The sequence below is a fragment of the Pseudomonas sp. 9.2(2024) genome, assembly GCF_039695385.1.
In the GTDB taxonomy this organism is placed as follows: Bacteria; Pseudomonadota; Gammaproteobacteria; order Pseudomonadales; family Pseudomonadaceae; genus Aquipseudomonas; species Aquipseudomonas paraglycinae.
In genome coordinates this window covers 4,462,277-4,482,543 of sequence record NZ_CP155585.1, presented here as the reverse complement: position 1 = coordinate 4,482,543, position 20,267 = coordinate 4,462,277, and the positions used below count along the sequence as shown (strand labels likewise).

Here is a 20,267-nt window from a genome sequence, read left to right as displayed (position 1 = left end):
AAGGACTTCGATCAGTCCGGAACGACTTCAGGCGCTTCCCGAGGCGCGGGCGCCGTCAGTGAAGTGATCTTGATCAGCAGGGCCAGATGACCGTTGTCGAGGTAGTTGAGTTGGCCGTTCTTGGTGTGGCTGTCCTGTTTCAGGCGCTCGCTGGCGGTGACCATGCCGTTGGCGTCGATCTGATTGACCCAGAAGTCGGCGTTCACGTCGGTGAAGCGCCCGAGCTTCATTTCAATCGTGCCTTCGATGGGGAACTGGCCGAATTGCTCCTGACCTTCGCTGACTGCAACCTTCGCCGGTGTCTCGCCCAGCGTCTGTTGCCAGGCTTTGTGCATCAGCACGCTGTACTCGCCGCTGGCGGTGAGTTTGGTCACAACATCGTTCAGCGCCGGGGTGCGTTTGCTGTCATCGCCCAAACGCTGAGCGCCAGCCGCCCAGTCTTCCGGTGCAGCGCGGCTGACAATCGCCGGCACGGCGTTCTGGCGTACCAGAATCATTTCGACCTGATAGAGGTCATCGGCAAACGCCGTAGGTGCCACCAGAGTCAGTAGCAAAGTCAGAGAGCGAAACAGGCGCATGCGGCGTCCTTCAAGCAGTTTTCGGGATGAGGCGCTCGAACAGCGCCTCCACAGTATTAAAGCGCTCTTCCGGGCGCTCCATCGGCACCTGGAACTTGAACATCGTGGCGCCTTCGAATTTGTAGCGTTTTGGCTGGCTCTGGATCAGTTTGATCAGGGTCATCGGATCGACCGGCGTCTGCGCCGCGAACTCGATGCGCCCACCTTGCGGGCCGCCATCGACTTTCTTGATGCCCAGCTGTTCTGCCTGCAATTTCAGCGCCGTGATGCGCACCAGATTCTTGGTCGGCTCCGGCAGCAGACCGAAGCGGTCGATCATCTCCACTTGCAGATCTTTCAGACCTTCCTCGTCGGTGGCCGAAGCGATGCGCTTGTACAGGATCAGGCGTGCATGCACGTCCGGCAGATAATCTTCCGGAATCAGCGCCGGCACCCGCAGGTTGACCTCCGGGCCACCGCCGAGCGGTTGATCGAGGTTCGGCTGTTCGCCCTTGCGGATCGATTTCACCGCGCGCTCGAGCATTTCCATGTACAGCGTGAAACCCACGGCCTGAATCTGACCGCTCTGGCCGTCGCCCAGCAGTTCGCCGGCGCCACGGATTTCCAGGTCGTTGGTGGCCAGCACGAAGCCAGCGCCCAGATCCTGAGTATTGGCAATCGCCTCCAGGCGTTTTTCCGCATCGCCAGTGATTTGCTGGCGCGGCGGGGTCAGCAGGTAGGCGTAAGCCTGGTGGTGACTACGACCAACGCGACCGCGCAACTGGTGCAACTGCGCAAGACCGAACTTGTCGGCACGCTCGATGATGATGGTGTTGGCGCTCGGCACGTCGATGCCGGTCTCGATGATGGTCGAGGCAATCAGCACGTTGAAGCGCTTGTGGTAGAAGTCGCTCATCACCTGTTCGAGTTCGCGCTCGCGCATCTGCCCGTGGCCGATACCGATCCGCGCTTCCGGCACCAGTTCGGCCAGGTCGGCGGCGCACTTCTCGATGGTCTTCACGTCGTTGTGCAGGTAATAGACTTGACCGCCGCGCAACAGCTCACGCAGCAAGGCTTCTTTGACCGTGCTCTTGTTCTGCTCCATGACGAAGGTGCGCACCGACAGGCGTCGTGCTGGCGGTGTAGCGATGATCGACAGGTCGCGCATGCCCGAGACCGCCATGTTCAGCGTGCGCGGAATCGGCGTGGCGGTCAGTGTAAGAATGTCGACTTCGCTGCGCAGGGCCTTGAGCTGTTCCTTCTGACGGACACCGAAACGGTGCTCTTCGTCGATGATTACCAGCCCGAGGTTTTTGATTTTGACGTCGTCCTGCAGCAGCTTGTGCGTGCCGATGACGATGTCGATATTGCCTTCGGCCAGTTGGGCCACCGCAGCGTTCACTTCTTTGGCCGACTTGAAGCGGCTCATCACTTCCACGGTCACCGGCCAGTCGGCGAAACGGTCGCGGAAGCTGTTGTAATGCTGCTGGGCGAGCAGGGTGGTCGGCACCAGGATCGCCACTTGTTTGCCGCCGTGTACGGCGATGAACGCGGCGCGCATGGCGACTTCGGTCTTGCCGAAACCGACGTCGCCGCAGACCAGGCGATCCATCGGTTTCGGCGAAAGCATGTCCTCGCGCACGGCTTCGATAGTGGATTGCTGGTCCGGGGTTTCTTCGAACGGGAAACCGGCGCTGAAGGTTGCGTAATCGGCCTTCGGATCAGCAAACGCATAACCTTCGCGGGCGGCGCGACGGGCGTAGATGTCGAGCAATTCGGCAGCCACGTCACGCACTTGCTCGGCGGCCTTGCGCTTGGCTTTCTGCCAGGTCTCGGAGCCGAGGCGGTGCAACGGAGCCAGCGCATCGTCGCTGCCGGTGTAACGGGCGATCAAATGCAGGTTGGCCACCGGCACGTAAAGCTTGGCGTTCTCGGCGTATTCGAGGGTCAGGAATTCGGCGGCCTGATTGTCGATTTCCAGAATCGTCAGGCCGAGATAGCGACCGACGCCGTGGTCGATGTGCACCACCGGCGCGCCTTCGCGCAGCTCGGTGAGGTTCTTGATCACCGCATCGTTGTTGGCGTCGGCGCGTTTTTCGCGGCGGCGACGCTGCATCACGCGCTGGCCGAACAGCGGACTTTCCGCGACCAGTGCCAGCGCCGGGTCGTCGAGCATCAGGCCTTCGTCGAGCGGGGCGATGGTGATCGCCAGGCGATCCTTGCTCGCGACAAAGTCCGGCCAGCTGTCGACGGTTTTCGGTCGCAGCTTCAGGCGATCCAGCAGCTCCAGCAGCACTTCGCGACGACCGGCGGATTCGGCGGTAAACAGCACGCGTCCGGGAAATTCGTCGAGGAATGCCGAGAGCGCGGCCAGCGGCTGGGTAGCCTTGGCTTCGATCGCCAGATTCGGCAGCGCCTGCGCCGGGAAGCGTTCGCGGCCGGCACCGGTTTCAACGTCCTGCTGGCTGGCGACCACACGCGGCCAGTTCTTCAGGCGGGCAAAGCAGTCTTCCACCGGCAGGAACAGTTCGGCCGGCGGCAATAAAGGACGCGAAGGATCGACGCGGCGCTCTTCATAACGATTGCGTACGTCGTTCCAGAAGTTTTCCGCCGCCTGCTCGATGCCCGGCAGCGAAAACACTTGGGTGTCCTGTGGCAGGTAATCAAACAGGGTCGAGGTTTCTTCGAAGAACAGCGGCAGGTAGTACTCGATACCCGCCGGCGTGATGCCGCTGCTCAGGTCCTGAAAGATCGGGCAGCGACGGAAGTCGACGTCGAAACGCTCGCGAAAGCGCGCCTTGAAGCGGGTGACCGCGTCTTTCTGCAGCGGGAATTCCTTGGCCGGCAGCAGCTTGACCGAATCGACCTTGTCGATGGAACGCTGGTTTTCCGGATCAAAGGTGCGCAGAGTTTCGATTTCGTCGTCGAACAGATCGATGCGATAGGGCAGTTTGCTGCCCATCGGGAACAGGTCGATCAGTGCGCCACGCACCGTGAACTCGCCGTGCTCGTAGACCGTGTCGACGTAGCGATAGCCACTGGCTTCGAGCCGCGAGCGCATTTGCTCGACATCGAGTTTCTGCCCGACATCCAGTACCAGGCTGCTGCCGAGCAGGAATTTGGTCGGCGCCAGACGATGCAGGGCGGTGGTGATTGGCACCACCAGCACGCCATGTTCCAGCTCCGGCAGTCTATAAAGGCTGGCGATGCGCTGGGAGATGATGTCCTGGTGCGGCGAAAACAGGTCGTAGGGCAGGGTTTCCCAGTCGGGGAAATGCAGCACCGGCAAATCCGGGGCGAAGAAGCTCAGCTCCTGCTCCAGCCGTTCGGCACTTTGGCTGTCGGCGGTCAAAAGCAGCGTGAAGCGCTTGGCAGCGCTGGCAGCCTCGGCAATCGCCAGGCTCAGGGCGGCACCGGGGAGGTTGCCCCAGTGCTGTTTACCTGCCGCGGCAGGGAGAAGCGGTAGACGCAGAACAGGCACGGAAGGTTGAGCTCCAGGCGTTGCGACAAAGTCGGTAATTGTAGCGGCGTCCGGTGCCGCCTGTCAGTTGCAGGATGCGTCTATCTGCGCTGTTTCGAAAAAATGTAGTGGTAACCATAAAAACCAGCGCTTTTTTTACGGTTATGTAGTGCCAAATGTTGGTGGTGTTACGGAGGGTTACAGACATCGTCTAACAGTCGTCGAAAAAATGGCTGCGCTGGAAGCCCCGGTTTTACTGGGCTGGCGGGGAGCGTTATTTTTTTGGACGGATTTTTGTTACCGATTGCGCGACAAGCGCGCATTGCTACAAGAGGTTCTCGGCGGCATAATGTAGCCCCTTTTTTCTGCCCCTACATGTGGAAGGTTACCGTGACTCAGAAGCCCGACCAGTGTCTTGGTGAATGGATCGACCGTGAAGCACTCGCAGAAGCGATGATTCCGCTTATCGGTCAGCTCTACCGCAACAACAACGTGGTGAGCTCGATCTATGGCCGCAGCCTGATCAACCAGTCTGTCATCGCGATTCTCAAAGCTCACCGCTTTGCTCGCCACCGTTCTGCCGACGACAGCGAACTCTCCGTCCACGAAACATTCCCACTGCTCAAGGCCATGAGCGAGCTCAAGCTCGGCGCGGCCTCGGTAGATCTGGGCAAGCTGGCGTACAAATTCCGCAACGAAGGCAACGGTCGTACCGCCGAGCAGTTCGTTCGCGAAGAAATGGCTGACGTGGTTGGCCAGCAAAACGCTTCGGCACGCAAGGGCACCGACGTTGTTCTGTACGGCTTCGGTCGTATTGGCCGTCTGCTGGCGCGTATCCTGATCGAGAAAACCGGTGGCGGCGACGGCCTGCGTCTGCGTGCCATCGTGGTGCGCAAGGGCGCCGAAAACGACCTGACCAAACGCGCCAGCCTGCTGCGTCGCGATTCGGTACATGGTTCGTTCAACGGCACCATCACCATCGATGAAGAAAACAACACCATCACCGCCAACGGCAACCTGATCCAGGTTATCTACGCGAAGAACCCTACCGAAGTGGATTACACCCAGTACGGCATCAAAGATGCGCTGCTGGTGGACAACACCGGTGTATGGCGTGATGCCGATGGCCTGGGCCAGCACTTGCAGTGCCCGGGTATCGACCGCGTTGTTCTGACCGCGCCTGGCAAAGGCAAGCTGAAGAACATCGTTCACGGTATCAACCACAACGAAATCACTGCTGACGACAAGATCGTGTCCGCCGCTTCCTGCACCACCAACGCCATCGTGCCGGTGCTGAAAGCCGTGAATGACAAGTTCGGCATCATCAACGGTCACGTCGAAACCGTTCACTCGTACACCAACGACCAGAACCTGATCGACAACTTCCACAAGGGCGATCGCCGTGGCCGTAGCGCCGCGCTGAACATGGTGATCACCGAGACCGGTGCTGCCACCGCTGCTGCCAAGGCCCTGCCTGAGCTGGCCGGCAAGCTGACCGGTAACGCGATCCGTGTTCCGACGCCGAACGTGTCGATGGCCATTCTCAACCTGAACCTTGAGAAAGCCGCCTCTCGTGAAGAGATGAACGAGTACCTGCGCTACATGGCGCTGCACTCCGATCTGCACAAGCAAATCGACTTCGTCAACTCGCAGGAAGTGGTTTCGACCGACTTCGTGGGCTCGCGCCACGCCGGTGTGGTCGATGCTGAAGCGACCATCGTTCAAGACAACCGCGTTGTTCTGTACGTCTGGTACGACAACGAGTTCGGCTACAGCTGCCAGGTGATCCGCGTGATGGAAGACATGGCCGGTGTAAACCCGCCAGCGTTCCCGCGCTAAGCTTTAGCTGCAAATGAAAACGCCCCGACTTAGGTCGGGGCGTTTTTGTTTGTGCGCGATTTGTCTCAGCGGGGGATGGCGGCTTGTGCCGTGCGCAGTTCGTGCCTGTTGCCACGGAACAGCACCAGCGTAGCGATCAGGCCCAATACGGCTGCGCCACTGAGCCAGATCCCCGGTGCCGCCTTGTTGTCCAGCACATGGATCAGGTAAGTGCAGGCCGCCGGCGTAAAGCCACCGAAGGTTGCGGTCGCCAGGCTGTAGGCCAGCGAGAAACCGGTCGTACGAACTTCCACCGGCATGATCTCGGTGAGGGCAACCACCATCGCCCCGTTGTACGAGCCGTACAGGAACGACAGCCACAACTCGACGATCAGCAAGTGGCTGAAGCTCGGGTTCGCCACCAGCCACGACAGTGCCGGGTAAGCGGTCAGGATCGCCAGAATCGTCGCCGCCAACAGTAGGGGTTTACGTCCAACCTTGTCGGACACCGCGCCCATCACCGGCAGCCAGAAGAAGTTCGACAGACCGATGCACACGGTCACCAGCAACGCATCGAAGTCCGACAGGTGCAGTTCCGCCTTGCCGAACGTCGGGGTGTAGGCGGTGATAAGGTAGAACGACACCGTCGTCATGACCACCAGCGCCATGCCGGCGATGACGATGCCAAAGTTCTGACCGATCGAACGGACGATTTCCTGCAGGGTAGGGCGATGTTTGCGCGCCTGGAACTCCGGGGTTTCCTCCAGCGAGCGGCGGATGACGAAGATCACCGGGACGATCATGCAGCCGATCAGGAACGGCACGCGCCAGCCCCATTCTCCCATCTGTTCCGGGCTCAGCCAGTGGTTGAGGCCGACACCGAGCAGCCCGGCGAATACCACCGCCGCTTGCTGGCTGGCTGACTGCCAACTGACGAAAAAGCCCTTGCGGCCGGGCGTGGCGATTTCCGCCAGATACACCGACACACCGCCCAATTCCACGCCGGCCGAGAAGCCTTGCAGCAATCGGCCGAACAGCACGATCAACGGCGCGGCAACCCCAAGGGTGGCGTAGCCCGGCACGCAGGCAATCAGCACGGTGCCGGCCGCCATCAGGGCCAACGTGATGATCAGGCCCTGGCGGCGGCCGTGACGGTCGATGTAGGCGCCGAGAAAAATCGCCCCCAACGGACGCATCAGGAAGCCGGCGCCGAAAGTGGCCAGGGAAAGCATCAGGGACGCGAAGGCGCTGTCGGTGGGAAAGAAGGTCTTGGCAATGGCCGTGGCGTAGAAGCCGTAGACCATGAAGTCGAACATCTCGAGAAAGTTGCCGCTGACAACGCGAAAAATCGCCTTGCCTTTGCCGGTCGTGGAGGACATGGGTAGGTACTCACTCTAAATCTTGTAAGAAAGCGTTGCGCTCGTAGCCCATAATGGCCGGCGCGGTTTTGCGGGGAGATGAAGAATTGTTAACTGGACGGTGGGGAATTCTCGTGCTGCTGGGCTGGGTTTTGGCCGGCTGTGGCAACGGCGATTCCCTTGAGACTTTCGGTGGCCCGACGATGGGCAGCACCTATTTGATCAAGTACGTGCGCCACGCCAATCTGCCTGCCCCGCAGGAGGTGCGTGTCGAAGTGGAAAAAATCCTCGCGGACGTCGACCGGCAAATGTCGACTTACCGCGCAGACACCGACATCTCGCGCTTCAATGCATTGCCGGCTGATCGCTGTCAGATCATGCCCGCACCGATCCTTGAATTGATCCACGTGGGCGAGCAGCTGTCGCAACAAAGCGAAGGCTCCTACGACCTCACGGTTGAGCCGCTGATGAATCTATGGGGATTCGGCCCGCAAGGGCGTGAAGAAAAAGTCCCGGATGCGGCGGCGCTGGCCGAAGTGCGGCAGCGGGTCGGCCATCAGCACCTGCGCATCGACGGCGATCGCTTGTGCAAGGACGCGGCGGTCGAGGTGGATTTCAACAGCATCGCCGCCGGTTACGCGGTCGACACCATTGCCACGCGGCTCGAGGCCCTGGGCATTCATGATTACCTTGCCGAAGCCACCGGCGAGCTCAAGGCGTCCGGAAAAAAGCTTGATGGTTCGCCATGGCGTATCGCTCTGGAAGAACCGCGTGACGATCAGCAGGTGGCAGAGCGAGTCATCAATGTCGATGGCTATGGCCTGTCCACGTCCGGCGACTACCGCAACTATTTTCAGCAAGATGGCCGGCGCTATTCCCACACCTTCGATGCCCGGACCGGTGCGCCGGTCCTACACGATCTGGCGTCGGTCACGGTAATTCATCCTTCAGCGCTGATGGCCGATGGACTATCGACGCTGTTGCTGATTCTCGGGCCTGAAAGGGCCTGGGACTATGCGGAAAAACACGACATTGGTGCATTCTTTGTGATTCGTGCCGATACAGGTTTCGTCACACGCACCAGTCACGCTTTCGAACGGCTCAGTGGCGCAAAAGTTGACTGAGAACAGTACGAAAGCTGGCGTTGTAGTGCAGGCAAAAGTAGCCTACGACGCGACCAAGGGTTAATGTGCGCGGCGTTGACGCTTCTATAGACTGTGTCCGGGTTTTCTACTGGCCCCCAATTGTTCCTTCGCGCCGTCGTTCGGCGTGATTTAGCCGCCGGTGCTGCTGGCACCGCGGCCTGTTCTGAGGAGTACGCATGGCTGTCTACAACTACGACGTGGTGGTGCTGGGTTCCGGCCCGGCGGGAGAAGGCGCGGCAATGAACGCCGCCAAAGCAGGGCGCAAGGTGGCGATGGTCGACAGCCGTCGCCAGGTCGGCGGCAACTGCACCCACCTGGGCACCATCCCGTCCAAGGCCCTGCGTCACTCGGTGCGGCAGATCATGCAGTTCAACACCAACCCGATGTTCCGTGCGATCGGCGAGCCGCGCTGGTTCTCCTTCCCGGACGTGTTGAAAAGCGCCGAGAAAGTCATTTCCAAACAAGTCGCTTCGCGTACCGGCTACTACGCCCGTAACCGCGTCGACGTGTTCTTCGGTACCGGCAGCTTCGCCGACGAGCAAACCATCGAAGTGGTCTGCGCCAACGGCGTGGTCGAGAAACTGGTGGCCAAGCACATCATCATCGCCACCGGTTCGCGTCCTTATCGCCCGGCGGACATCGATTTCCACCACCCGCGTATCTACGATAGCGACACCATCCTCAGCCTCGGCCACACCCCGCGCAAACTGATCGTTTACGGCGCCGGCGTGATCGGCTGTGAATACGCTTCGATCTTCAGCGGTCTGGGTGTGCTGGTCGAACTGGTGGACAACCGCGGTCAGCTGCTGAGCTTCCTCGACTCGGAAATCTCCCAGGCGTTGAGCTACCACTTCAGCAACAACAACATCACCGTGCGTCACAACGAAGAGTATGACCGCGTCGAAGGCGTGGACAACGGCGTGATCCTGCACCTGAAGTCCGGCAAGAAGATCAAGGCCGACGCCTTGCTCTGGTGCAACGGCCGTACCGGTAACACCGACCAGCTGGGTCTGGAAAACATCGGGGTCAAGGTCAACAGCCGTGGTCAGATCGAAGTCGACGAGAACTACCGCACCTGCGTGCAGAACATCTATGGCGCCGGTGACGTGATCGGCTGGCCGAGCCTGGCCAGTGCCGCCCACGACCAGGGCCGTTCGGCCGCCGGCAGCATCGTCGACAATGGCAGCTGGCGTTTCGTGAATGACGTGCCGACCGGCATCTACACCATTCCGGAGATCAGCTCGATCGGCAAGAACGAGCAGGAGCTGACCCAGGCCAAAGTGCCGTACGAAGTGGGCAAGGCGTTCTTCAAGAGCATGGCGCGTGCACAGATCGCCGGCGAGCCGCAAGGCATGCTGAAGATCCTGTTCCACCGTGAAACCCTGGAAGTGCTGGGCGTTCACTGCTTCGGTTATCAGGCGTCGGAGATCGTGCACATCGGTCAGGCGATCATGAACCAGCCGGGCGAACTGAATACCCTGAAGTACTTCGTCAACACGACGTTCAACTACCCGACCATGGCCGAAGCCTATCGGGTAGCGGCGTACGACGGCCTCAATCGGCTTTTTTGACGGGCTCCGGCCGGTGGCCTGAGCCGGCCGGGGAGACCGATTTCAGCAATTCCCGAGGGTGGCAGTGGCCAAACCGGGAAAGTCTGTAATCAGGCTGTCAACGCCGAAGTCGGCGAGTCTGCGCATCAGCGCAGGCTCGTTGACGGTCCACACCGACACATGCAGCCCCTGACGCTGCGCCTTTTGCAGGCGTTCCGGCGTACACAGCGTCCAGTTCAACGCCAGAATCTCGCAACCGTAACTTTGCGCGACCTTCAATGGGTCGAGCCAGGCATATTCGGCCACCAGGCCGCGTGACACGTCGGGCACCAGATCCAGCGCAGCCTTCAATACTTCCCGCGAACTCGAGGTGATTGTCACCTTGTCGAGCAGCCCGTGTCTGACCGCCATTTCACGGATCGCCAGCACGGTGGTCGCGGCGCGGGTGCGCGAAGCGCTTTTGACTTCCAGCTGCCAGTGCTCGAAATCGCACTTTTCGAACAGTTCTTCCAGGGTCGGAATCGGGCATGGCTTGATCCAGCCCGGGCCGCCCTTGCGCGCGTCGTAGGTCACAAGATCGGCGGCGGTGTGCTCGACCACCTTGCCGCGCCGGTCGGTGGTGCGCTTGAGGGTCGGGTCGTGGATGACCATCAGCTCGCCGTCCTTGGACAGGTGCAGGTCCAGCTCGCAGCGGCGCACGCCGTGCTTGAGACATTCCTGAAAACTGCTCAGGGTGTTTTCCGGTGCTTCGCCCTTGGCGCCGCGGTGGCCGTAGATAAGGGTCACGGTTCTTCCTTAATTTAGATGCCTGATTCGTTCTGTTCGCGGGCCAGACGTCGTTCCTGGGCCTGCTTCTGCAAGATATAGCGGGCGAGCAACTGGCGCTGGGCGTCGGTCAGGTGTTCGAACTCGGTGCCGACGTCGTAGCCGTCGCCCTTGCGGTCGCAATGGGTGACGCGTGCGCGCAGCAACAGGCCAAGCGCCTGGGGCATCAGCACCAGTTTCATCGACAGGTGGGCGCCGGTGGCGATCGGGGTCGGGTGCTGGAAGTCGATGCCGCCCTCGGAAATGATCACCGGTTGCGGCTCGCCGATATGGCCGAGCACGGTCAGGGCGACCACCTGGCTGAGCAGGTCGATGCGTTTGTTCTGGGATTTCAGGAACGCCGCGATGGCGCGGTCGCGTTCGCTGATCTGGCGCAGCAGGTGCTGCGACTCGAATTCGCTCAGGTGCAATTCGCTGAGCAGGTTGAATAGTGGAGAAGCATCCTGCAACACTTCCTGGCCTGCGGCTTCGGGAGCGGACAGGGGCCGAATTTCCAGTGCGATCGTGTCCTCGATACGGTAGTATTCGCGGCGATCTTCTTCATCTAATGTCGACATGGCGAACCCATGGTAGCGGCGGTGGTCTGAGTGTAAAGCTGGTTATCGACCCCCGCCACAAGGACGTTCCTTTTCCCTCCGAACAAGCCCCGACATGTTCAGACCTCTCTTCGTATTTATCGGCACGCGTTATACCCGTGCAAAGCGTCGCAATCATTTTGTGTCATTCATTTCCCTGACTTCGATGATCGGGCTCGCCCTTGGCGTGGTCGTGATGATCGTGGTGCTGTCGGTGATGAACGGCTTCGATCATGAGATGCGCACCCGCGTGCTGGGCATGGTGCCCCACGCGACCATCGAGTCCGGTGAAGCCATCAACGACTGGCCGAGCCTGGCCGCCAAGGTCAAGCAGAACCCGCAGGTGGCGGCCGTTGCGCCGTTTACCCAGATGCAGGGATTGCTGACCAACAACGGCCAGGTGTCCAAGGTGTTGCTCAATGCCATCGATCCGGCGCTGGAACGCAACGTCTCGATCATCGACAACTTCATGAAGCAGGGCAAACTCGACGATCTGACGCCGGGCAGCTTCGGCATCGTGATCGGCGACAAGGCCGCGACCAAGCTCGGCGTGGGCCTCGGTGACAAGATCACCTTCGTCGCGCCGGAGGTCAGCGTGACCCCGGCCGGGATGTTCCCGCGCATGAAACGCTTCACCGTGGTCGGCATCTTCCATGTCGGCGCCGGTGAACTCGACGGTTACCTGGGCGTCACCAACCTGCAGGATCTGGCGAAGATGCACCGCTGGAAGCCTGATCAGGTACAGGGCCTGCGCCTGAAGTTCGACGATCTGTTCCAGGCGCCGCGTGAGGCGTGGAACATCGCCCAACGCCTCGGCGAAGACCGTTACTACGCCCGCGACTGGACCCGTACCCACGGCAATCTGTATCAGGCGATCCGCATGGAAAAAGCCATGATTGGCCTGCTGTTGCTGCTGATCGTCGCCGTGGCCGCGTTCAACATCATTTCCACGCTGGTGATGGTGGTGAACGACAAGAAGGGCGACATCGCCATTCTGCGCACACTGGGCGCTACGCCGGGTACGATCATGCGCACGTTCATGGTGCAGGGCACGGTGATCGGCGTGGTCGGCACGGCCATCGGCGCCGTGGTCGGGATCTTCGCCGCGCTCAATGTCAGCGCCGCGATTTCGGCCCTCGAAGGCGTGATCGGACACAAATTCCTCAACGCCGATGTGTATTTCATCGATTACCTGCCGTCGCAGGTGCAGAGCCAGGACGTGGTCATGGTCTGCGCCGCTGCGTTGGTCCTGAGTTTCCTCGCCACCCTGTATCCAGCCTGGCGTGCCGCGCGCACCCAGCCGGCGGAGGCGCTACGTTATGAGTGAGTCGGGCATGAGTGAAAAAGCAATCTTGAGCTGCCGCAACCTGGGTAAATCCTACGAGGAAGGCCCGGAGTCGGTGGAAGTGCTGGCCAACCTGCAACTGGAATTGCATCCGGGTGAGCGGGTGGCGATCGTCGGCAAATCCGGTTCGGGCAAAAGTACCTTGCTCAACCTGCTGGGCGGTCTCGACACGCCGACCAAGGGCGGTGTCTGGCTCGACGGTGAAGAGCTGTCGGCGCTGAGCGAAAAGAAGCGTGGCCTGCTGCGTAACCGCGCCCTCGGGTTCGTGTACCAGTTCCACCACCTGCTGCCGGAATTCACCGCGCTGGAAAACGTCTGCATGCCGCTGCTGATCGGCAAGACCGCGATCCCGGAAGCACGTCAGCGTGCCACGGCGTTGCTGGAGCGAGTGGGTCTGGGCCATCGCCTGGAACACAAGCCGGCAGAACTGTCCGGTGGCGAACGTCAGCGCGTGGCCATCGCCCGTGCGCTGGTGAACAATCCAGGGCTGGTGATGCTCGACGAGCCGACCGGCAACCTCGACTCCCACACCGCCGAAGGCATTCAGGATCTGATGCTGGAACTCAGCACTTCGATGCGCACGGCGTTTCTGGTGGTGACTCACGACATGAACCTGGCTCGCCAGATGGACCGCGTCCTGCAATTGCAGGAAGGTTGCCTGACCCCCATCTGACGGCTTGAAACCCGGTGCCTGAAAAGGCATCGGGTCTTTTATTTTTATACGGTGCCCCAGCGAATGTTCAGACCGTTATCGATCTTTATCGGCACGCGCTATACCCGCGCCAAGCGCCGCAATCGCTTTGTTTCGTTCATATCGATGACCTCGATGATCGGCCTCGCCCTCGGCGTGCTGGCGATGATCGTGGTGCTGTCGGTGATGAACGGCTTCCAGCGCGAAATGAGCTCGCGCATCCTCGGCATGGTGCCTCACGCGACCATCGTCGGCGTCAAGCCGATCGACGACTGGCAGCCAGTGGCCGCCGCTGCGATGAAGAACCCGGAAGTGACCGCCGCCGTGCCGTTCACCGAGATGGAAGGCATGCTGTCCTACAAGGGCATGATGCAGCCGATCCAGATCAGCGGCGTCGACCCGGCTCAGGAAGGCAAGGTGTCGATCGTTGCCCAGCACATTGTTCAGGGCCGTCTCGATGCCTTGAAGCCTGGTGAATTCGGCGTAGTGCTGGGTGAAATCACTGCCCGGCGTTTCCGCCTCAACGTCGGCGACAAGATTACCCTGATCGTGCCGGAAGTCAGCACCGCACCGGGCGGCATCACCCCGCGCATGCAGCGCCTGAACGTGGTCGGCGTGTTCAAGGTCGGTGCCGAACTCGACGGTTCCATGGGCCTGATCCACGTCTCCGACGCCGCGACCATGCAGCACTGGGAGCCGAATCAGGTGCAGAGCGTGCGTCTGGCGGTGAAGGATCTGTACGCCGCGCCGAAGGTTTCGTCGGACATCGCCAGCGGCCTCGGCGCCGACTTCAAGGCTGACGACTGGACCCACACCCAGGGCAGCCTGTTCAGCGCGATGAAGATGGAAAAAACCATGATCGGCCTGTTGCTGCTGATGATCGTCGCGGTGGCGGCGTTCAACATCATCGCGACCCTGATCATGGTGGTAAACGACAAGGGCGCGGACATCGCGATCCTGCGCACTATCGGCGCCACACCACGGCAGATCATGGCGATCTTCATGGTGCAGGGCACGGTGATCGGCATCGTCGGCACCATCATCGGTGGCGTGCTGGGCGTGATTGCTGCGCTGAATGTCAGTGAGATGGTGGGCTGGGTCGAGCGAGTGACCGGGCAGCACATCTTCAGTTCGGACGTTTATTTCGTCAGCAACCTGCCATCGGAATTGCAGGGCGGCGACGTGCTGTTGATCTGCTCGGCGGGCTTCATCCTCAGCTTCCTGGCCACCGTTTACCCGGCCTGGCGAGCGGCGAAGATCGAACCGGCGCACGCGTTGCGCTATTCGTAAGTTCACGCGATGCTCGTTCCCACGCTCCGCGTGGGAATGCATCAACGGACGCTCCGCGTTCGGCTCTTAAGGGGCGCAGAGCGCCCCGGGCTGCATTCCCACGCAGAGCGTGGGAACGATCAGCTTCGAGGCAACTCAATCACAAACCGCGTCCAGCCCTGAGCCGATTCGCAATGAATCTGCCCGCCATGGGCCCGGATGATCGACTGAGTAATCGCCAGCCCCAATCCCGCATGCTCGCTGCTGCCTTCCTGGCGCGCCGGATCCGCCCGGTAGAAGCGGTCGAACAAGCGCGGCAGCAACTCAGCAGAAATCCCTTCGCCACTGTTCTCCACCGTCACGCTCAAGGATTTCGCCTGCTCGGCTACCCGCACGCATACTTCGCCGTTAGCAGGGGTAAAGCGCAACGCGTTATCCAGCAGGTTCGACAGCGCCCGACGCAACATCGCGCGATCCCCTGCAAACCGCCCATAACCGTCACGGCTCAGGCTGACCTGAGCGTCTTCGGCCAGCGGCGCAAAAAACTCCAGCAACGCATCGGCTTCTTCCGCCAGCTCCAGCGGTTCACGCTTGGGCACCAGCAAACCGTGGTCGGCCTTGGCCAGATAAAGCATGTCGTTGACCAGTTGCGCCATCCATTGCAGCTCTTCCAGGTTGCTGTGCAGCGCTTCGCGATAGTCTTCGAGGGGGCGAGGGCGGGTGAGAGTGACCTGCGTGTGGGTCAGCAGGTTCGACAATGGGGTGCGCAGCTCATGGGCGATGTCGGCGGAGAACGCTGACAGTCGCTGAAAGGAGTCATCGAGGCGTCCGAGCATGGCGTTGAAGCTGTGGGCCAGTTCCGCGAGTTCTGCGGGCATCCGCGCTTCCGGCAGTCGGGCATTCAGCGATTGCGCCGAAATCCCACGGGCCACCGCACTCATGCGGCGTAACGGGCGAAGACCGCTGCGGGCCGCCCAGGCGCCGAGCAGCGCAGTAGCCAGCGCCGACAGGCCGACGGTCAGCCAGATCAGATGCTGCATGCGTTGCAGAAAGTGTTGGTGGTGGGTGATGTCAAGCAGCAAGGTCAATTGCGGGGAATCCGGTTTTTCCGGTTCAAGCGCGGCGTTGAGCAGGCGATAGTCGGTGCCGTTGTCGCTGATGGTGGCCAGACCGGGTTGCTGCGGCAGATTCGCCGGCGTATGCAACGAACGGCCGAACCAGCGTTGTCCCTCAGGGCTGCTGATGCGCAGCGAGACATCGCCCTGTTGGCTCAACTCATCGGTGATGTGCGCGGCGTCGCTACCACTCAGCAGTGTCTGACGTACGCTGAGCAGTTTTCCTTCGAGCAGTTGCTGGTCGAGCTCGATGAAGTGACCCTCGCTGGCCCGATTGAAAACGACCCCGGCGACCAGCGAAACCACGGCGGTGCAGCCGGCGAACAACAGCGCCAGCCGACCGCTCAAGGACAGTCGGCGCATCAGTCGGCACGCTCTTCAAGGACGTAACCCATGCCGCGTACGGTGTGAATCAGCTTGTGGGGGAAGTCGTCATCAATCTTCAGACGCAGTCGACGAATCGCCACTTCGATCACATTGGTGTCGCTGTCGAAGTTCATATCCCAGACCTGCGAGGCGATCAGCGATTTGGGCAGCACTTCGCCCTGGCGGCGCAGAAGCATTTCCAGCAGGGCGAACTCTTTGGCGGTGAGGTCGATGCGTTGACCGCTGCGTTCGACCCGGCGGCGGATCAGGTCCAGACTCAGATCGGCCAGGCGCAGGCTGGTTTCCTGGGGCGTGGAGCTGCCGCGACGCAACAGGCTGCGCACCCGGGCCAGCAATTCGGAGAAGGCGAACGGTTTGACCAGGTAGTCGTCGGCGCCCAGTTCGAGGCCGTGAACCCGGTCTTCAACGGTGTCCTTGGCGGTCAAAAACAGGATCGGCGTTTCCAGACCGGCGCTGCGCACCGCTTGCAGAATCTGCCAGCCATTGCGACCGGGCAGCATCACGTCGAGGATCAGCAGCGCATAGTCGCCGCTCAACGCCAATTGCTGGCCGGTGGTGCCGTCGGCCACCAGTTCGGTGTTGAAACCGGCCTCGGTCAGGCCCTGGCGCAGGTACTGGCCGGTTTTGGGTTGGTCTTCGACGATCAGCAGTTTCATGGGCGACTCGGGTTGCGGGAACGAGGACGTTATACCGTGGGCAAACGCGGTGAGCGCCAACCTGACAAAGTTGTAATCTGCCTGTCAGGTCGCTGCCAGCGCAGGCGGGCTAGAGTTTCCCACAGGCTGAACCTTGAATTGTTGGAGTACGACTATGTTTTTGCGCAACCGTCTGGCCCTTGCCGCGTGTCTGCTGGCGCTCAGTTCGCCGCTGTGGGCATCGCCGGCGCACACCTATGACTTCGGCCAGCCGGCCCCGGCGGCCAAGGCCACCCGCAGCATTGAAGTGGTGATGGGCGACATGAGCTTCGATCCGAAGGCGATCGAGATCAAGGCCGGTGAGACCGTTCGTTTTGTGCTGGTGAATAAAGGCCAGTTGCTGCACGAATTCAACCTCGGCGACGCGGCGATGCATGCAAAACATCAGCAGGAAATGTTACAGATGCAGCAAAGCGGCATGCTCACGCCGACCGGCATGAAGGAAATGTCCCACGACATGGCGGGCATGGATCACGGCTCGATGGGCCACGGCATGAAGCATGACGACCCCAACAGTGTGCTGGTGGAGCCCGGTAAAACCGCCGAGTTGACCTGGACCTTCAGCAAAGCGGTGAACCTGGAGTTTGCCTGCAACATTCCCGGGCATTACCAGGCCGGAATGGTCGGCAAACTGACTGTCAGTCAGTAAGCACTCAAAGGCGGGAGCAAAGGCTGGTAGAATCCGCTGATTCTTCAGTCAGGTTTCCGCCATGCATCCCGCAGCCGAACATTCGCCGCTGGGCAAATCCAGCGAATACATCGCCACGTACACGCCGTCCCTGCTGTTCCCGATCCCGCGCACCGCGAAATGGGCCGAGCTGGGCCTGACCGCCGAAACCCTGCCGTATAAAGGCGTGGATTTCTGGAACTGCTTCGAACTGTCGTGGCTGCTGCCGTCGGGCAAACCGGTGGTGGCGATCGGTGAATTCAGCATTCCGGCGGATTCGCCGAACATCATTGAATCCAAGTCGTTCAAGCTCTACCTGAACTCGCTGAACCAGACGCCTTTCGCCGACATCGCGAGCCTTGAAGCGACGCTGGTCAAGGACTTGTCCGCTGCTGCCGGCAAACCGGTGGGCGTGCGGGTTCGCAGCTTGAAAGACGTCGAAGCCGAAGGCGTCGTGGCGTTGCCGGGTGTGTGCATCGACGATCTGGACATCAGCGTCAGCAACTACGAACACCCGCGTCCTGAACTGCTGCGCTGCGACGATTCGCGCGTGGTGGAGGAGAGCGTGCACAGCCATCTGCTCAAATCCAATTGCCCGGTGACCAGCCAGCCGGACTGGGGCAGCGTGGTGGTGGAATACCGTGGCGCGGCGCTGGATCACGCCAGCCTGCTGGAATACATCGTCAGCTTCCGTCAGCACTCGGACTTCCACGAGCAATGCGTGGAGCGGATCTTCCTCGACCTGCAGCGCCTGCTGAAGCCGGAAAAACTCACGGTGTTCGCGCGTTATGTGCGCCGGGGCGGGCTGGACATCAACCCTTATCGCAGCACTGAAAGCGTGCAACTGCCGAACCATCGTCTGGTTCGTCAGTAACCCGCCTCGCGGACATGAAAAAGCCCTGCCAGTGATGGCAGGGCTTTTTTGCATTCGCAGGTTTCAGATGCCCATGCTGACCAGGGAATTCATGATGTTGCGCAGTGTGCCGGCGATGGTGGGGTGATCAACTTCAAAGCGCTCAACGGCCAAGTTTACGCCATCGGCAATGTTGGAGTCCTTGGTTTTGGTTTCCAGTTCAAGTTCCAGTTCGATCTGTTCCATCAGGGCATGTAGATCAGCGCGCTCGGCTTCGGTCAGCGGAGGATTTTGATCCAGTTGCTCGCGCAGGGCATTGAGCTGTTTCTGCAGTTCTTGAGCGGGCATGGTTGTTTCCTTTTATCGAGAGGCACTGGCATAGACCGCAGCCGTGCGCCAAAGGTCTATGGCTCTCCTTAAGACTAATCCACTCTGGGCCAACCTGCATGATCCCGGTCAGGGCTTTTCGCCTTTGAGACGGCGCAGGCTGATGTCCGCCAGACAAGTGTCGAGTTCGCCCAGATGATCGATCACCGAGTGCACGCCGAGGCCGAACAGCTGCACCGTCGCCTTGCCGCGCAGCTGTTCGCGCTCCTTCTGGCTCAGGGCTTGCCATTCGCCCGGCGCCAGGCCGCACAGCGAGCCGCACGACGCCAGGCCAATGGTCCAAAGCCCCGCGTTCAGACCCGATTGCAGCAGGCGCGGTTCGCCGCTGACCAGCACGCAACCGTCGAGGCGATCGACATTCAAGCCCATCAACGCTTGCCAGCAGGCATTGGGCGCCGGCCACGGATTGATTGTTGCCGAATGTTGCGACGGTTTGATCCAGTCAGGCAGCGCCGATGACAGGACTTGAGTGCAGGCCGTCGACAGTTCATCGAGCCAGGCACAGGGGATTTGCTGGCGTTGCAGGCTGCTCAGGCTGTCGAGGGCGCCGGGTGTGACGTCGGCGTGTTCCGGGCCGACGCTGGCGTGATGACGGGCGCGGGCGCCGAAGTCCACCAGACAGCCGCTGAGTCCGAACAGCACGGCGGTCAGCGTCGGTGCCGCGAGGGGCAAGGCTTCGGCTTGAGGCATGGAAAACGTCCCTGAAATAGCGATCAGGCTAGGCAATGTCGGTGACAATTGCATGACAGGCCAATGGCGAAGCGTCCTACAGTGGGTTTCACCGGGGGAACTGCCTAAAGCGCCGTTTCCGTCTTATACTGACGCACTAATCGCCGCGGCCCAGGTGCTGCGTCCGTACTATCCAAGGAGTTTTCTATGCGCTGGAGCCATCCTCTTGCTCAGCTTTGTGTATGTGCCAGCGTGACGCTGGTGCCGTTCGCCGCTCAGGCTGCAACGGAAGAAGACCCTTGGGAAAGCGTCAACCGTCCGATCTTCCAGTTCAACGATTTCGTCGACACCTATGCGCTGAAGCCTCTGGCGCAGGGGTACGAATTTGTTACTCCGCAATTCCTGGAAGACGGCATCCACAACATGTTCCGCAACGTCGGTGATGTCACCAACCTGGCGAACAACATTCTTCAGGCAAAACCGGCCGCCGCTGGCGTCGACACCGCGCGCCTTATCTTCAACACCACTTTTGGTCTGCTCGGTTTCTTCGACGTCGGCACCAAAATGGGCCTGAACCGCAGCGACGAAGACTTCGGCCAGACCCTCGGCTACTGGGGCGTCGGCAGCGGCCCTTACGTGATGCTGCCGCTGATGGGCCCGAGCACCCTGCGCGACGCGCCGTCCAAGTACGTCGACAGCTTCACCGGCCCGTACCGCTACATCAACGATGTGCCGGTGCGTAACTCGATTTTCGGCCTGAACATCGTCGACACCCGCGCCAGCCTGCTGTCGAGCGAGAAGCTGATCAGCGGCGACAAGTACACCTTCATCCGCAACGCCTACCTGCAGAACCGCGAGTTCAAGGTCAAGGACGGGCAGGTTGAAGACGATTTCTGATCTC

General features: G+C 60.9%; 18 protein-coding genes. 9 read left to right on the top strand and 9 right to left on the bottom strand.

Going from position 1 to position 20,267, the window contains the following annotated elements:
- Positions 1 to 11: 11 nt before the first annotated feature.
- Together ABFB52_RS20085 and mfd are read right to left on the bottom strand one after the other, a co-directional pair.
- On the bottom strand, positions 12 to 578 hold the full coding sequence (locus ABFB52_RS20085) for a CsiV family protein (protein ID WP_007953029.1): 567 nt from the start codon (positions 576 to 578) through the stop codon (positions 12 to 14).
- A gap of 10 nt (positions 579 to 588) precedes the next feature.
- On the bottom strand, positions 589 to 4,038 hold the full coding sequence (gene mfd / locus ABFB52_RS20080; RefSeq protein WP_129973230.1) for a transcription-repair coupling factor: 3,450 nt from the start codon (positions 4,036 to 4,038) through the stop codon (positions 589 to 591).
- 354 nt (positions 4,039 to 4,392) lie between these two features.
- Here mfd and ABFB52_RS20075 point away from each other — a divergent pair, with 354 nt between their 5' ends.
- A complete protein-coding gene (locus ABFB52_RS20075; RefSeq protein WP_007953026.1) occupies positions 4,393 to 5,856 on the top strand; it encodes a glyceraldehyde-3-phosphate dehydrogenase in 1,464 nt (487 codons plus the stop codon).
- Positions 5,857 to 5,921: 65 nt separating this feature from the next.
- On the opposite strand, the gene ABFB52_RS20070 is transcribed toward ABFB52_RS20075, so the two are convergent.
- On the bottom strand, positions 5,922 to 7,214 hold the full coding sequence (locus tag ABFB52_RS20070) for an MFS transporter (RefSeq protein ID WP_085654378.1): 1,293 nt from the start codon (positions 7,212 to 7,214) through the stop codon (positions 5,922 to 5,924).
- 53 nt (positions 7,215 to 7,267) lie between these two features.
- On the opposite strand from ABFB52_RS20070, the gene ABFB52_RS20065 reads away from it, so the two are divergent.
- Both ABFB52_RS20065 and sthA read left to right on the top strand, forming a co-directional pair.
- The gene (locus ABFB52_RS20065) at positions 7,268 to 8,317 is read left to right on the top strand and encodes an FAD:protein FMN transferase (protein WP_256656675.1); all 1,050 of its coding nucleotides are present in this window, start codon (positions 7,268 to 7,270) and stop codon (positions 8,315 to 8,317) included.
- Positions 8,318 to 8,514: 197 nt separating this feature from the next.
- Positions 8,515 to 9,909 (top strand): Si-specific NAD(P)(+) transhydrogenase, encoded by a 1,395-nt coding sequence (gene sthA / locus ABFB52_RS20060; RefSeq protein WP_007953019.1) that lies wholly within the window; start codon positions 8,515 to 8,517, stop codon positions 9,907 to 9,909.
- A gap of 42 nt (positions 9,910 to 9,951) precedes the next feature.
- Here sthA and ABFB52_RS20055 read toward each other — a convergent pair whose 3' ends face one another.
- Both ABFB52_RS20055 and ABFB52_RS20050 read right to left on the bottom strand, forming a co-directional pair.
- On the bottom strand, positions 9,952 to 10,674 hold the full coding sequence (locus ABFB52_RS20055) for a glycerophosphodiester phosphodiesterase (protein ID WP_007953017.1): 723 nt from the start codon (positions 10,672 to 10,674) through the stop codon (positions 9,952 to 9,954).
- A 14-nt stretch (positions 10,675 to 10,688) separates the two neighbouring features.
- Positions 10,689 to 11,270, bottom strand: a complete 582-nt coding sequence (locus ABFB52_RS20050; protein WP_129973231.1) for a PilZ domain-containing protein — start codon at positions 11,268 to 11,270, stop codon at positions 10,689 to 10,691.
- A gap of 94 nt (positions 11,271 to 11,364) precedes the next feature.
- Here ABFB52_RS20050 and ABFB52_RS20045 point away from each other — a divergent pair, with 94 nt between their 5' ends.
- The 3 genes from ABFB52_RS20045 to ABFB52_RS20035 all read left to right on the top strand — a co-directional run bounded on the left by ABFB52_RS20045 (position 11,365) and on the right by ABFB52_RS20035 (position 14,614).
- Positions 11,365 to 12,615 carry a lipoprotein-releasing ABC transporter permease subunit gene (locus tag ABFB52_RS20045; protein ID WP_039772786.1) on the top strand — a complete coding sequence of 417 codons (1,251 nt, stop codon included), beginning with the start codon at positions 11,365 to 11,367 and terminating at the stop codon, positions 12,613 to 12,615.
- Between the two features lie 7 nt (positions 12,616 to 12,622).
- Positions 12,623 to 13,306, top strand: a complete 684-nt coding sequence (gene lolD / locus ABFB52_RS20040; protein ID WP_162831788.1) for a lipoprotein-releasing ABC transporter ATP-binding protein LolD — start codon at positions 12,623 to 12,625, stop codon at positions 13,304 to 13,306.
- A gap of 63 nt (positions 13,307 to 13,369) precedes the next feature.
- Positions 13,370 to 14,614 (top strand): lipoprotein-releasing ABC transporter permease subunit, encoded by a 1,245-nt coding sequence (locus tag ABFB52_RS20035; RefSeq protein ID WP_011335181.1) that lies wholly within the window; start codon positions 13,370 to 13,372, stop codon positions 14,612 to 14,614.
- Positions 14,615 to 14,733: 119 nt separating this feature from the next.
- On the opposite strand, the gene ABFB52_RS20030 is transcribed toward ABFB52_RS20035, so the two are convergent.
- Together ABFB52_RS20030 and ABFB52_RS20025 are read right to left on the bottom strand one after the other, a co-directional pair.
- Positions 14,734 to 16,071 (bottom strand): heavy metal sensor histidine kinase, encoded by a 1,338-nt coding sequence (locus tag ABFB52_RS20030; protein WP_129973232.1) that lies wholly within the window; start codon positions 16,069 to 16,071, stop codon positions 14,734 to 14,736.
- Positions 16,071 to 16,751 (bottom strand): heavy metal response regulator transcription factor, encoded by a 681-nt coding sequence (locus ABFB52_RS20025; RefSeq protein ID WP_007951608.1) that lies wholly within the window; start codon positions 16,749 to 16,751, stop codon positions 16,071 to 16,073. Before ABFB52_RS20025 ends, ABFB52_RS20030 begins: the two co-directional genes overlap by 1 nt.
- Positions 16,752 to 16,905: 154 nt before the next feature.
- Here ABFB52_RS20025 and ABFB52_RS20020 point away from each other — a divergent pair, with 154 nt between their 5' ends.
- Together ABFB52_RS20020 and queF are read left to right on the top strand one after the other, a co-directional pair.
- Positions 16,906 to 17,439: a cupredoxin family protein gene (locus ABFB52_RS20020; RefSeq protein ID WP_007951609.1), complete on the top strand. Its 534-nt coding sequence runs from the start codon at positions 16,906 to 16,908 to the stop codon at positions 17,437 to 17,439.
- A gap of 61 nt (positions 17,440 to 17,500) precedes the next feature.
- On the top strand, positions 17,501 to 18,331 hold the full coding sequence (queF, locus tag ABFB52_RS20015) for an NADPH-dependent 7-cyano-7-deazaguanine reductase QueF (RefSeq protein WP_085608218.1): 831 nt from the start codon (positions 17,501 to 17,503) through the stop codon (positions 18,329 to 18,331).
- A gap of 63 nt (positions 18,332 to 18,394) precedes the next feature.
- Here queF and ABFB52_RS20010 read toward each other — a convergent pair whose 3' ends face one another.
- Positions 18,395 to 18,658, bottom strand: coding sequence for a DUF4404 family protein (locus ABFB52_RS20010; protein WP_039772780.1), 264 nt, complete (start codon positions 18,656 to 18,658; stop codon positions 18,395 to 18,397).
- A gap of 108 nt (positions 18,659 to 18,766) precedes the next feature.
- Entirely contained in the window at positions 18,767 to 19,387 is a 621-nt protein-coding gene (locus ABFB52_RS20005) for an HAD family phosphatase (protein WP_129973233.1), read from the bottom strand.
- A gap of 186 nt (positions 19,388 to 19,573) precedes the next feature.
- Here ABFB52_RS20005 and ABFB52_RS20000 point away from each other — a divergent pair, with 186 nt between their 5' ends.
- Positions 19,574 to 20,263 carry a VacJ family lipoprotein gene (locus ABFB52_RS20000; protein WP_085748352.1) on the top strand — a complete coding sequence of 230 codons (690 nt, stop codon included), beginning with the start codon at positions 19,574 to 19,576 and terminating at the stop codon, positions 20,261 to 20,263.
- The last annotated feature ends 4 nt before the right edge of the window (positions 20,264 to 20,267 follow it).